Below are 13,967 nucleotides of genomic sequence, written 5' to 3'. Positions count from 1 at the left end.
TTGAAGATTTAAATCCTCTTTTCTTTATCTTTTCTTACCAGTCTCTCAAAGAACTTTGCGCTTTTGCGGGGTGCAAAGGTAACATCCGTTTTCTAATCTCACAAGCTTTTTTAAATGTTTTTAGAAAAAAAATTTTCTACCTTAATTTAATGTGCTTGCCAGTATTTAAAAGAACGTTTGCCGTTGTTGCGGGTGCAAAACTAACTCCTTTATTGGGTTATTCAAGCTTTTTTAAACTCTTTTTTTATCCTTTTCTTAACTTTAACTTTAACTCGCTGAAACCGTGAATTTTGAAAGTAAAAGTTTTTTATGCTTCCCTCTCCCTTTCCAAAGCTAAGCATGCTAAAAGGACCAAAATCTAGTTTTTTTGTCATTATATCACGCTAGCAGCGATTGGATGTGTGACTCCTTTTAGATATTTATTGGTTTTCTGAGTCGCTTTGTTAGCATCACAGATAAGATTAATACTGATTTTATATCCTTGAGTACAATATCATCTAAGATAGGTTCGGGTTTTTTATCGCTTGGGCAGTTGTTCCTTGTTTGTTTATTGCGGTTCTCATTGTATTAAGACATTCTATACCTACCTATATATATAAGGTACACCGAATTCTAAATCAATTATACAACTCCCCGCGTTAGGGATAGTAGCAAAAAGCCCGCAGCCAAGTGAAGTGTAACGCAACTTGACGAGGACTTGCAGCGAATAGCCCGGCCCTTTATAAAAAAGAGGCTACTACCCATTTAGATAATAGCCTCTCTTTTATAGAGGGAAACGCCCAAGTTATAATCGAAACTTCTTTTTCAACTATTTCTAGCTACTTTTTAGCACCACAATTTAAATCCAGTATTTGACTACCTTAAAGTTATTTAAAAAAGATTCCGTGTTAAACGCCAAAACAAACCCTATTTTTGCTGCGTGAAGAAATCAGTTTCAATTATTGGAGGAGGTCCCGCAGCACTTATACTCGCTGCATCGCTCGATTGCAAAAAATTTAAGGTCACTTTATATGAGAAAAACAAAACAGTAGGAAGAAAATTTCTGGTGGCTGGAAAAGGAGGTTTTAATCTAACTCATTCAGAATCCATCAAGGAACTTATAGCACGATATACTCCCGCGCATTTTTTACGTGAAGCGCTAAATGAATTTGACAATCACGATTTTCGAAATTGGCTCGATTCCATTGGCGTTCCAACATACGTAGGCAGTAGCAAACGCGTGTATCCTGAAATCGGGATTAAACCCATAACGGTATTGAACGCAATCGTAACTGTTCTTGAAAAACAGGCTGTTGACATCCGTTATAATCACATTTGGACGGGCTGGACCTCGAAAGGCGCTCTCGTTTTCAATACTGCTACTGAAATAGAATCTGATTATACTATTTTTGCCCTTGGTGGAGGCAGTTGGAAAATAACTGGCTCTGATGGGTCATGGCTTGATCTATTTAAAAAGCAAAATATTCCTGTAGCACCGTTTCAATCCTCTAATTGCGGTTACCATGTAAATTGGCCGAAAGATTTTATTACTGAACACGAAGGCAGTCCGCTAAAAAATATTGCCATGAGCTGTTTGAATAAAAGCCAAAAAGGCGAAGCGGTCATTACACATTTTGGATTAGAAGGAAATGCCATATATGCGTTGAGTCCACAAATCCGTGAAGAACTTCAAAAATACCAAAAAGCCGTTGTTTGTATCGATCTAAAGCCTTCTTTAAATTACACTGCTGTACTTCAAAAGATCCAAGAATCAACCTTCAAGAAGACAAGCGAAACACTGCAAAAAGAGGTTAAATTAAGTCCTGTACAAATTGGACTCTTGAAAAAGTACCTTTCAAAAGAAACCTACCTTAATCCAGCATTATTAGCACAAAACATTAAAGAGCTGCCTATCGAAATTATAGGTTCAGCACTATTAAATGAGGCAATATCTACTGTAGGCGGTATCCAACTTAATGCTGTGGATGAACATTTTGAATTAAAAAAACTGAAACGATATTATTGTATTGGCGAAATGTTAGACTGGGACGCCCCTACTGGAGGCTACCTTCTTCAAGCTAGCTTTAGCATGGGCAAGTATCTCGCAAAGCATTTAAACAGCCTTCATTAATAAATTTTTTATTTTATTGTTAACTGTAAAAGTCTTGTATTAGATCAAAACGGCTTTTAACAATTTATTTTCCTTTATTTATAACACCATTTCCTCAAATAAGCGTTGGGTTGTTTGTTCTAAATCAGCGCTCAACCCTGGATGTGGTCTTGAGGTTTGAATAGATGAACTTCGAAGCGCCGTTAACCAACGAAAACGGGATGGAATATCAAATTGCGCGATAGGCCCACCAGTTATAGCTCCATTACCAATTTTTTGAAACGCTTCTAAATTTAATTGCAGTTGTTCCAAGTCTAATTCACTTGCAAAAATTTTGAGTTTTAACTCGTTTATAGCATAAATTACCTTTATATATTTTGCTTTTTTACAAAAAAGAACAATACCCACATTAAGGAATTCTTCGCGTTCTACCCTTGGTACAACCCGGATTACGGAGTACTCATATAAGTGTTTCTCTTGCATTTTGGGCTTCATTTATAAAAATTTCAGAATGGTTCAATCGAATTAATAAAAACCGTAGATAGATCGCTCGAAGCGCTTCGGGAGCATCCTCGCTATCTTCCCACTTGAGCCATTCCTCAGGAATAAGGTTAACAATAGACTGCAAAACTTCTTTTGTTAAAATATTTTTGAATAAAACATCGGTTTCCTTCAACAAAGAAGCTTGTGGCAGCAATACATGATCTTTGATCAATGCAAAAGGACTTTGAGCCTGTTTTTCCCAATTGGTCCACGAATGATGAAAATACAAACATGCACCATGATCAATTAGCCACAATTCCTTATGCCACATCAGCATATTAGTATTTCTAAACGTACGATCTACATTAGTAATATATGCATCCAACCACACCACCTGGGAGGCTAATTTTGAATCGACAACAGTGACAACGGGATCATAATTTATGGCTCCTGATAAAAAATGTAATGCTAAATTAAGTCCTTGACTGCCTTGTAATAAATCTTGAATTTCTTCATCCGCTTCAGTGCGTCCAAATGCTTCATCCAGATTAGCATACACCAATTCTGGAATTTTTAATTTCAAAACACGGGCAATTTCTCCGCCAATCAATTCGGCGATTAAGGCTTTTACGCCATGACCGGCACCTTTAAATTTTAAAACGTATTTAAAATCATCATCGGCTTCAGCCAATGCAGGCAAAGAACCACCTTCTCGCAAAGGAGTGATATATCGGGTAACATTTACGGTTCTTAGATGGGGGTTATTTTCCATAATCTAATTTTAATTACGCTTTTTGCGTTGCTACAAACTTACAAATAAGTGGGATGGATTTTATAGCTACTATTGCTATTTCTGAGCATTTTGTAAAGTCAAATAGGCTTTTCCAATATTCTCGATGACATTTGAAGCTATAAAAGACTGATAACCTGTTTCCGGCAAAGCTATATCAGCCGTTAAACCATGAAGATAAACACCCAGAATAGCCGCATTCACGGGTTCATAGGATTGGGCCAATAAACTGGTAATCATCCCAGTTAAAACATCCCCACTTCCTGCCGTTGCTAGCGCAGCATTTCCAGTGGAATTTTCATAAATTGTTTCGCCATCAATAGTATGCGTTGGTGCTCCTTTCATGACTACAATCAAATTATATTGCTTCGAAAAGAGTTTTGTTTTTTCAAATTTTTCTTCCTCCGACTTCCATGTCCCTATCAATCGCTCCAATTCTTTGGGATGTGGCGTGATAATAGTTTTTGGAGCCAATAAAGAAAGCCATGATTTATTTAGGGATAAAATATTCAATGCATCGGCATCCATGACTAACGGCGCCGTATTGATTTTCAGGAAATCATGAAGTGCTTTTTGTGTGTAGCGTTCCTGTCCTATTCCTGGCCCGATTCCAATTGCTTGCGGTACAATTTCAAAGGTAATATTTGAGATGAATTTTTCTTGAACATCTGTCAAAACCATCACTTCAGGAATACTGATTTGAACAATTTCATACCCACATTTGGGAACAAAAGCAGTCACTAAACCACAACCTGTTTTTAGTGCAGCTTTGGAAGAAAGACAAACGGAACCTATTTTTCCATAGCTTCCACCAATTAATAAAGCATGACCTTGAATGCCTTTATGCGTCTGTTTATCAATGTATTTATAACGTTTTAGAATTTCTTTTTGGTCGATAAAAATGGTATTCATGGTAGGATTTGTTTGTCTAAAATTACACATTTTAAATGAAAATTCTTTATCCTACAATAAAATTTCGGAATCTATATATGCAAAAATTTACTTGCATACTTTCAAAGGTAGATTTTAAATTGTCTTTATTTATCGTAAATATGTTCTGACGGTATTTGCCATTGTTTTAAAAAACAATACATTAGTATTTTAAACTTTGTTCCTAAAACTAAATCCTATTAACCATCTCATGAAAAAAAAACTGTTTTTATTAGTATTCTCTGCATTTATAAATCATTCTTACGCACAACAAACTGGTTCTGAATCAAAAGAAACAAAAGGGATTGCCAAAGATGAAAAATCTTCTCCCGCAAATCTTGTGTTCAATCCCGATCAAAATGTGGTTACAGAACACACTACAACAATCAAAGGGCAAAAAATTTCTTACAAAGCAACCACAGGTACCATGCCCGTTTGGGACGAAGAAGGAAAAGCAATTGCAGGATTGTTTTACACCTATTATGAACGCTCCGATATAAAAGATCGTGCTTCCCGCCCACTAGTGATTTCCTTTAACGGTGGTCCAGGTTCAGCTTCCGTTTGGATGCAAATTGCTTACACCGGCCCTAGTTTATTAAATATTGATGAGGAAGGTTATCCTTTGCAGCCTTATGGAATCAAAGAAAATCCCTATTCTATTTTGGATGTTGCCGATATTGTTTTTGTAAATCCGGTCAATACCGCGTATTCAAGAGCAACGAGCAAAGAAATACCAACTACAAAATTCTTTGGTGTAAATGCCGACATTAAATACCTTGCCGACTGGATTAATGGATTTGTATCCCGAACCAATCGCTGGGCTTCGCCAAAATACCTAATTGGCGAAAGCTATGGTACTACACGCGTTTCAGGATTGGCGCTAGAATTACAAAACAGCGAATGGATGTATTTAAACGGTGTGATTTTGGTTTCGCCAACAGAATTAGGAATTGCGCGCGGAGTCGCTTCTGAAGCGGCACTGAAACTACCCTATTTTGCAGCGACAGCTTGGTATCATAAAATGCTGCCACCCGATTTACAGAATAAAGATTTGACTGATATGCTTCCAGAAGTAGAAGATTTTACCATTAATGAACTGCTTCCTTCTTTAAGCAAAGGTGGCTCACTTGACGAGCAAAAAAGAAAAGAGATTGCCACTAAAATAGCGCGTTATTCCGGTATTTCGGAAAAAGTGGTTATGCAAAATAATCTGGATGTTCCTTATGATTACTTTTGGAAAGAATTGTTACGTGATAAAGGATTTACTGTGGGAAGACTGGATTCTCGATATAAAGGAATTGATCGCAAAGATTCTGGAGACAGTCCAGATTTTAATGCAGAACTCACTTCTTGGCTCCACTCTTTTACACCTGCCATCAACATGTATTTGCGCAATAATTTGAATTACAAAACGGATTTTAAATACAATATGTTTGGATCTGTGAGACCTTGGGATGATTCCAATGATAAAACCGGAGAAAATCTACGTCAAGCCATGGCACAAAATCCGTATTTGCATGTAATGGTTCAGTCCGGATATTATGACGGCGCCTGCGATTATTTTAACTCGAAATACAACATGTGGCAAATGGATCCAAGCGGAAGACTAAAAGACAGAATGAGTTGGAAAGGCTACAGAAGCGGACACATGATGTATTTAAGAAAAAAAGATTTGGAAACGGCAAATGAAGACATTAGAGAATTTATTAAACAATCATTACCCAAAACTGGAGTATCGGCTAAGTACTAAGATGGTTCGGTTTTAGACAAAAAAGACAGATCAAACCCATTTTGATTTGTCTTTTTTGGTTTAGTCAACGGGAATAAGTTTTTAAAGAAGAATGGAATTAAATAGACAAATACCCTAGCCCAGATAGAAATGGAAAGCCCACAGTCAAGCCTTTTTTGGCGAGACGAGGACTTGCAATGGATAGCTGGACCCGAGCGAAGCGAACTGACGAAGTAAAAAGCTCCTAAAACCAATTATCTAATAAAGTGATTTGTGATTTTCGAAATCGTTTGAATCAATTTCTCTTTGACTTTGCCACTCCATAAAAAAGCAATAAATTAGCAACTTCAAATTTTACATAAAAACACAATGAAAAATACTGCACTTACGCACATACACGAGAGTTTGGGAGCAAAAATGCTTCCGTTTGCCGGATACAATATGCCAATTTTATATGAAGGAGTGAATGCGGAACATGAAACGGTTAGAAATGCTGTGGGTGTTTTTGACGTTTCGCACATGGGGGAATTTTTACTAACGGGTCCAAATGCATTGGCATTAATCCAGAAAGTAACTTCGAATGATGCTTCAACACTAACGGTTGGAAAAGCGCAATATTCTTGTTTACCTAACAACGACGGCGGAATTGTAGATGATTTGCTGGTATATAAAATGAAAGACGAACAGTATTTATTAGTCGTAAATGCATCGAATATTGACAAGGATTGGAATTGGATTTCGAGCCAAAATGATTTGGGTGTGGAGATGAAAAACCTATCCGATGATTATTCTTTATTGGCAATTCAAGGACCAAAAGCCGTTGAAGCCATGCAATCCTTGACCTCAAAAGATTTATCAGCGATTCCGTATTATCATTTTGAAGTGGGTGATTTTGCTGGAATTGAAAATGTAATTATTTCGGCTACAGGTTATACCGGTTCTGGAGGTTTTGAAATTTATTGTAAAAGTTCAGAAGTGGAACAAATATGGAATAAAGTTTTTGAAGCGGGTGCTGCTTTTGGTATTAAACCAATTGGATTGGCTGCTCGTGATACGTTGCGTTTAGAAATGGGTTTCTGTTTGTACGGAAATGATATTAATGATACTACATCTCCTCTTGAAGCTGGATTGGGTTGGATCACGAAATTCAATAAAGAATTCACGAATTCAGAAAATCTGAAAAAACAAAAAGAAGTAGGTGTCACTAAAAAACTGGTTGCTTTTGAAATGCAAGAACGCGCTGTACCAAGACACGATTACGAGATTGTAGATGCAACGGGAAATGTTATTGGGATTGTAACTTCGGGAACTATGTCACCATCAATGAATAAAGGAATTGGAATGGGTTATGTAACCGTTGAAAACAGTGCTTTGGAGAGCGATATCTTTATCCGAATCCGTAAAAATGATGTTCCTGCCAAAGTGGTGAAACTACCTTTTTACAAGAAATAAAAATAAATGAAGAAACTTTCACTAGCATTTTTGCTTTCAACATTTTCACTTTTTGGTCAAAATGACGCAAAAACTTGTGAGACACTTTCTAAAATGAACGCGTTATTACAACGTGTACATTATCAACCTAAACCGGTAGACGACAGTTTATCGGTTTTTGTTTTTGATGGTTTTTTGGATGCTTTGGATTCGAACCGCAACTTATTCACCAAAATTGAATATGACAAGCTTTGTAAACACAGACTCCAACTGGACAATTATATATTGCAGAACAATTGTTCGTTCATGAACGAATTTGTTGCTGCTTACACTTTGGCTTTAAACAGAAAAAAGAAAGTTTTAGAGAAAATACAAAACGAACCACTTGATTATAATTCCAATGATTCTGTAAAATTTTCGAAGAAAAAATTCGCTTTTGATCTAGTTGCAACAGATATAGAACGCGTTTGGAAAAAGAGAATTCGGTATGATATTCTGGAAGATATTTCGAAGCTAAGTTCAAATTTAGATTCGTTACGTCAAAATTTTTCTACTCTCGAAAAAGCAACAAAAATAAAGTTATTTGAGGCTAATTTATGTCAGGTAAACAGCATTTTGGAAACTAAAGACCGAATAGAAAGTGAATTACAAAATACTTTTTTGAATTTATTTTGTACTTATTTTGACCCGCATTCTAATTATTTTTCTTTGGCTGCAAAATCCAGCTTCATGTCGGGTTTGTCCACCAGCACGCTTTCGTTAGGACTAAATGTAGGTTTTAATGAGAAAGAGGAAATTGTTGTGCAAGAAATAGTTCCTGGCGGACCTGCTGCAAAGACTGGTAAGTTTGAAAAAGACGACATTATTCTAGAAGTTTCCAATACCAAAGGAATCAGTTATACCGTTTCCTGTTCATCCATTGAAAAAATTGGAGAATTGATTTTCTTAGATTCCAATATTGACATAGAATTAACCGTTCAGAAAAAAAATGGGGCTATAACGACTGTATTTCTTAGAAAACAAGTGATGAAAGCCACAGATAATGTGGTGTATAGTTATATTGCCGAGAAAGAATCGAAAATTGGCTATATCAATATCCCCAGTTTTTACTCCAATTTTGATGGGAATTCCGTTCAAGGTTGCGCCGATGATGTTGCCAAAGAAATTGTAAAACTTCAAAAAGAAAACATCAAAGGACTAGTAATAGATCTTCAAAACAATGGCGGTGGTTCGATAGAAGAAGCGATCAAATTAGCAGGAATGTTCATAGACATAGGACCTGTATCGGTTTTAGTGGACAGCAAAGCCAATCAAACAATTTTGAAAGATTTTAACCGCGGTAGTGTTTACAATGGTCCTTTGGTAGTACTGATAAATGGGAATTCCGCTTCAGCAAGCGAATTTTTTGCGGCTGCTATCCAAGATTATAATCGCGGAATTATCGTTGGGAGCACCTCATTAGGTAAAGCTACAATGCAATCTATTTTGCCATTAGACGAGAAAAATCAACAGGATTTTATAAAAGTGACCATTGAAAAATTTTATAGAATTACTGGTGAAAGTCATCAGATAAAAGGGATTATTCCTGATATTTTGCTTCCAGTACTATTTGACAGTGTTATTCCCCGCGAAATCAGTTACAAAACAGCTTTCAAAAATGATGTAATTACTACAAAGGCAAGATTCAGTCCTTTACCAAGAACCTATTTCGCACAACTAACAGCATTAAGCCAAACAAGAGTACAAGCAAATGTTCGTTTTAGTGAAATTAATACAGCAAATGAACAGATTAATGCACTTTATAACAATCCTAAAAAACCAACACGATTAGTTTTTAAAGATGTGTTTGATGATGTACATGAAATAGACACGCTTTGGGAAAAAGTCAAAAAAATAGTTGAAAGTGAAAGTGATTTTACACTTTCGAACACATCGTACGATTTAGAGAACTTAAAATTCGATACTTTTCAGCAAGAAAGCAATGCCTATAAAATTAAAAATTTAAAAAACAGTCCCTATCTAGAAGAAGCAATTGCAATACTCCATGATTACACTACAATAACCAAATAAACTAATTTTAAAATATGAAACCAACCTTTACTTTGTTCTTACTTTTGCTTGTTACAACTTTTGCTACTGCTCAAGAATTCAAAACACCTGTTGACTATTTGAATTATATCAGTAAGGAAACCGACATTATTTCCCGAACAACTTGGAAATATACCTCGGCTGTTGCACACAGCAAAAATGCTCGTAAAATTGATGTAACTCGAAAAACATTGGTCAAAAGCATACAAAGCGCTACTAAAAAAATAGAAGCACTCAAAGAGGGTTACAAAGGTGATGTTGAATATAGAAACCAGCTTCTAGCGTATCTGGCAATTTCTGAAAAGCAACTGAATCAGGAGTATGACAAAATAATAAACATGCAAGAAGTTGCTGAACAATCCTATGACTTTATGGAAGCATTTATTATGGCTAGAGATTTAGTCAATGCTAAAATCAATGAAGAAGTGGACAAATTGAATGCCAACCAAAAAATATTTGCGAATAAATATGGAATTCAAATTGGTGAAGATAAAAGTGAATTGGGCAAAAAAATGAAAATATCGAACGAGGTTTTCGAAAATCACACCCAATTGTATCTGATCTTTTTTAAAGTGAATTTTACAGAGTCCGTTTTAATGAAAGCGATTGCTCAAAATGATTTGAATGCCATACAACAAAACAGCAATGCATTGGAACAATATGCAAACGAAGGATTAGATAAACTAAAGACATTCCAACCGTATAAAAACGATTTAATGTTGGTCAATGCTACCAAAAAAGTATTGGAATTTAGTAAAAAAGAGGCGTTAGAATTTGCACCAGGAGTTGTTGCTTTTATGATGCTGAACCAAAAATTTCAGGAAAGCAAAAAGATTATGGACGACAAAGCCGCGAATGCAAGATCTACAGCAGAAATTGATAATTTTAATACGCTCGTAAATAGCTTGAATAAAGAAGTGGGAACGTACAACAAACTGAATACAAAGTTCAATACAGAGCGTTCGAACGCAATCAATAACTGGAATGTAACCGGAACAAATTTTATTTCGAAACACGTTCCAATTGATTAACAAAAACGTTTGAAAAAATAACTAATAACTGTATTTTTGCAGTTCAAAATAAGAAATAGAAATGGGAAGAGCGTTTGAGTTTAGAAAAGGAAGAAAAATGAAACGTTGGTCAGCAATGGCCAAAGCATTTACCAGAATTGGAAAAGATATTGTAATGGCTGTAAAGGAAGGCGGACCAAATCCTGATGCCAACTCTAGATTAAGAGCCGTTATCCAAAACTCTAAGGCAGTAAATATGCCTAAAGAAAATGTGGAACGCGCCATAAAAAAAGCTACAGACAAAGATACAGCCAATTATAAAGAAGTTTTATTTGAAGGATATGCACCGCATGGAATTGCAATCTTGGTTGAAACTGCCACAGATAATAACAACAGAACGGTAGCTAATGTCAGAAGTTATTTTAACAAATGCAACGGGACTATGGGAACGCAAGGTTCTGTAGAATTTATGTTTGATCATACTTGCAACTTCAGAATTCCTGCAAACGGAATTGATCCTGAAGAATTAGAGTTAGAATTAATCGATTTTGGTGCTGAAGAAGTTTTTGAAGACGAAGATGGTATATTGATATATGCTCCTTTTGGTAGTTTTGGAACCATCCAGAAAGAATTAGAAAACAGAGGCCTAGAAATACTTTCTTCTGGATTTGAAAGAATTCCGCAGATCACAAAGAAATTATCAGAAGCGGAAATAGCTGATATCGAAAAGCTAATTGAAAAACTAGAAGAAGATGATGACGTTATGAACGTGTATCACACTATGGAAGAGGCATAGACTTCATTACCATTATACTTAAAACTCTAGCTTAGGCTAGAGTTTTTTTTGATAGTTTATGTATTAAAAAGGTTGTTTCTTTATTTCGTTTTTATAGTATTCTTTGAGTTTATTTTTAAATCGGTTGAAAACAAACTTTGGACACAAAACAGATAATTGCTAGGATTTATAGGATCGCGCCTTTGTTTTTTTTTATAAAATTTTCCAGTGTTAATTATTAAAAAATACTGTTTTTAATACGTGTTTACCTTTAAATTACAGATTCTATACTTTTAAATAACAGACTTTAATTAAAAACAGAAAATTCAGCAAATGAGTATTTGTTAATATTTTTTACTGCTTCCAAGTTTCTTATATTTGCTAACTTTTGCGAAATGCAACGTCCTAACAACAAGCGAAACATAAAACTATTGGGAGCACAATCATTTTTTTGAGAATGTTTTACAAAGGATACTCCATGGTTGAATGACTTTAGTTAGTATGCTAGATTTCCAGATACAGAATATCGTTCTAAGGAACGCTTAAAATTATAACATATATGACAAACAATATTCTAATTGAAAATCAATATAAAAGAAGCAGTTTATTTGAAAAAGAAAATGTAAACTATTTAGTTCGCATTTTGAAGAGATTTAATACCGTTCCAAAGATAAATAATATCAATATTATCACGTCCAACAGTGAACCTGCTATTTTCAAAATTGTACCCAACAAATCAATTATAATTGGTTCCTCTTTTTTAGACAAACCCATTTTAGCTTTAGTCTATTTACGATATGGAATCGAATGGCAGCTATGGTATAAAGCATTGAACGCGGAGAAAAAAGATGTTGTTTTATGTGATATTGCAGCGCTTGAAGTAATCAGAATATTTTACAATTTATTACCGAAAGATGATAAAGAAAAATTAGAGAATCTTGATTATGTTCTGATTAATTTAATTAAAAACAATATTGATCTAAATGCTGAATACTCCTCAATAAACGAAGAAATCCAATCGTTTCATGGTTTAAAAAATGCTAACACTGAAATCAAAGAATCTTGGAAAGCAATTATCGAAAATCTTGCAAAACCAACAGAATACATGTTGATGTCTGGTGGAGATCTTAGATTGAATATCGACGAGATTCATTTGCTCAACAAATACGGATGTCGCCCATTTCCAAGACCAGATGCATTTACTTTTGCTTCTTCTACGGCTTCGAGCGTTTCTAATTTTGCTTTTGATAAAACAGATAAAGTGAGAAGTATATTGATTAGAAATAGTCTGAAAAAAGGTTTTCAAAATACTACGATTGAGTTTTCTGAATTGCTAAAAAATAACCTGCGACATATCTTTAAATTAAATGAGGAATGTGAAATAATTTTTTCTCCATCAGGAACTGATTCTTCGCTTCAAATAGCAGCTATAACGCAAATTATTTCCGATAAAGAAATAACACATATTCTGGTCGCCTCTGATGAAACTGGCAGCGGTGTAGCGGCGGCCTTAAAGGGATGTCATTTTGAAAATACTACTGCTTTAAATTATCCAATTAAAAAAGACACTAAAATTGAGGGTTTTAGAGAGGTTGATTTAATACAAATTCCTTTTAGAGATCAAAATGGTGCCTTAAAAACTGCTGCTCAATTAGATCAGGAAGTATTAGATGCCGTTATTAAGACCAAAAATCAAGGCAGGCATATTGTATTACATACGATGGACCAATCAAAATTGGGGTATCAATCTCCGAGCGACGAATTTATTAAAAAACTAAATTCTCTTGAAAACTTATCAATTCAAATAATTGTCGATGGATCACAGCTAAGATTAGATCCAAAAGACATACAAAATTATTTAAATAAAGGATATATTGTAACTATTACGGGAAGTAAATTCTTCACTGGTCCTCCTTACTGCGGTGCATTAATTTTACCTAAAAGTGTCAATAAATTAATTCATTCTGTAAAAAATACATTACCCAAAGGCTTAACCCAATATTATAATCGTTCTGATTGGCCGACTTCTTGGTTTTGTTCCAATGAATTATCTGACGGCTATAATTATGGTTCCTACATGCGATGGAATGCCGCTGTAGTTGAAATGGACAGGTATTACAAAACACCTATTTTATATCGAAATATGGGTATTGAGATGTTTTGCAATTTTGTGGATGACTCCATAAAAGAGGCTACTTTTTTGCAGCCTATTTATGGTGATGAAACAAAAACCAAGAGTTACAGCAGTAAAGAATTTGGAATAAGAAACATACGTACTATTTTTCCTTTCTTTATTTTTAAAGACAATGAAGTCTTATCTGTTGATAAAGTAAAAAAATTATATACTTTATTAAATTCTGATTTATCGGATCAGTTTGAAGGTTCTTCTTTAGAAATCATTCGACTTGCGGCTCAAAAATGTCATATTGGACAAGCAGTTAATGTAAAATATACTACTGAAATTGAAAGTGCTATTTTAAGAATTAGTTTGGGCGCAAGAGTAATTTCTGAAAGCTGGGTCAATAGAGACATTAGTCTCTTTTTTAGAAATATAGAATTACAAATGAGTCAGATTACAATTACTATTAAAAAAATTGAATTGATACTGAATAATCCTGAACTTTTAGATTAAATAAAAAAGA

General features: G+C 34.8%; 11 protein-coding genes. 8 read left to right on the top strand and 3 right to left on the bottom strand.

The window, feature by feature from the left end; genetic code table 11:
- Together E0F91_RS17865 and E0F91_RS15500 are read left to right on the top strand one after the other, a co-directional pair.
- Positions 1–287 (top strand): hypothetical protein (locus E0F91_RS17865; protein ID WP_207919052.1); only part of this gene is annotated, 287 nt, incomplete at its 5' end.
- A gap of 632 nt (positions 288–919) precedes the next feature.
- Entirely contained in the window at positions 920–2,110 is a 1,191-nt protein-coding gene (locus E0F91_RS15500) for a BaiN/RdsA family NAD(P)/FAD-dependent oxidoreductase (protein WP_132067348.1), read from the top strand.
- Positions 2,111–2,188: 78 nt separating this feature from the next.
- Here the strand turns inward: E0F91_RS15500 and E0F91_RS15495 are convergent, their stop codons facing one another.
- The 3 genes from E0F91_RS15495 to E0F91_RS15485 all read right to left on the bottom strand — a co-directional run bounded on the left by E0F91_RS15495 (position 2,189) and on the right by E0F91_RS15485 (position 4,274).
- Positions 2,189–2,572, bottom strand: a complete 384-nt coding sequence (locus E0F91_RS15495) for a DUF3037 domain-containing protein (RefSeq protein WP_132067347.1) — start codon at positions 2,570–2,572, stop codon at positions 2,189–2,191.
- A complete protein-coding gene (locus E0F91_RS15490; RefSeq protein ID WP_132067346.1) occupies positions 2,550–3,344 on the bottom strand; it encodes a HipA family kinase in 795 nt (264 codons plus the stop codon). Before E0F91_RS15490 ends, E0F91_RS15495 begins: the two co-directional genes overlap by 23 nt.
- A gap of 75 nt (positions 3,345–3,419) precedes the next feature.
- A complete protein-coding gene (locus tag E0F91_RS15485) occupies positions 3,420–4,274 on the bottom strand; it encodes an NAD(P)H-hydrate dehydratase (protein WP_132067345.1) in 855 nt (284 codons plus the stop codon).
- A gap of 229 nt (positions 4,275–4,503) precedes the next feature.
- Between E0F91_RS15485 and E0F91_RS15480 the strand changes: the two genes are divergently transcribed.
- The 6 genes from E0F91_RS15480 to E0F91_RS15455 all read left to right on the top strand — a co-directional run bounded on the left by E0F91_RS15480 (position 4,504) and on the right by E0F91_RS15455 (position 13,957).
- On the top strand, positions 4,504–6,042 hold the full coding sequence (locus tag E0F91_RS15480; protein ID WP_132067344.1) for a S10 family peptidase: 1,539 nt from the start codon (positions 4,504–4,506) through the stop codon (positions 6,040–6,042).
- Positions 6,043–6,390: 348 nt separating this feature from the next.
- The gene (gene gcvT / locus E0F91_RS15475) at positions 6,391–7,473 is read left to right on the top strand and encodes a glycine cleavage system aminomethyltransferase GcvT (RefSeq protein WP_132067343.1); all 1,083 of its coding nucleotides are present in this window, start codon (positions 6,391–6,393) and stop codon (positions 7,471–7,473) included.
- Between the two features lie 6 nt (positions 7,474–7,479).
- On the top strand, positions 7,480–9,522 hold the full coding sequence (locus E0F91_RS15470; protein ID WP_132067342.1) for a S41 family peptidase: 2,043 nt from the start codon (positions 7,480–7,482) through the stop codon (positions 9,520–9,522).
- A gap of 14 nt (positions 9,523–9,536) precedes the next feature.
- Positions 9,537–10,571 (top strand): LIC11966 family surface protein, encoded by a 1,035-nt coding sequence (locus E0F91_RS15465; protein WP_132067341.1) that lies wholly within the window; start codon positions 9,537–9,539, stop codon positions 10,569–10,571.
- Between the two features lie 61 nt (positions 10,572–10,632).
- Entirely contained in the window at positions 10,633–11,346 is a 714-nt protein-coding gene (locus E0F91_RS15460; protein WP_132067340.1) for a YebC/PmpR family DNA-binding transcriptional regulator, read from the top strand.
- 538 nt (positions 11,347–11,884) lie between these two features.
- On the top strand, positions 11,885–13,957 hold the full coding sequence (locus tag E0F91_RS15455) for a hypothetical protein (protein ID WP_132067339.1): 2,073 nt from the start codon (positions 11,885–11,887) through the stop codon (positions 13,955–13,957).
- Positions 13,958–13,967: the final 10 nt, after the last annotated feature.

Origin of the sequence: Flavobacterium sandaracinum, from assembly GCF_004349135.1 — a bacterium.
GTDB lineage: Bacteria > Bacteroidota > Bacteroidia > Flavobacteriales > Flavobacteriaceae > Flavobacterium > Flavobacterium sandaracinum.
The sequence above is the reverse complement of the archived record's forward strand: the minus strand, read 5'-3'. Positions and strand labels throughout refer to the sequence as shown.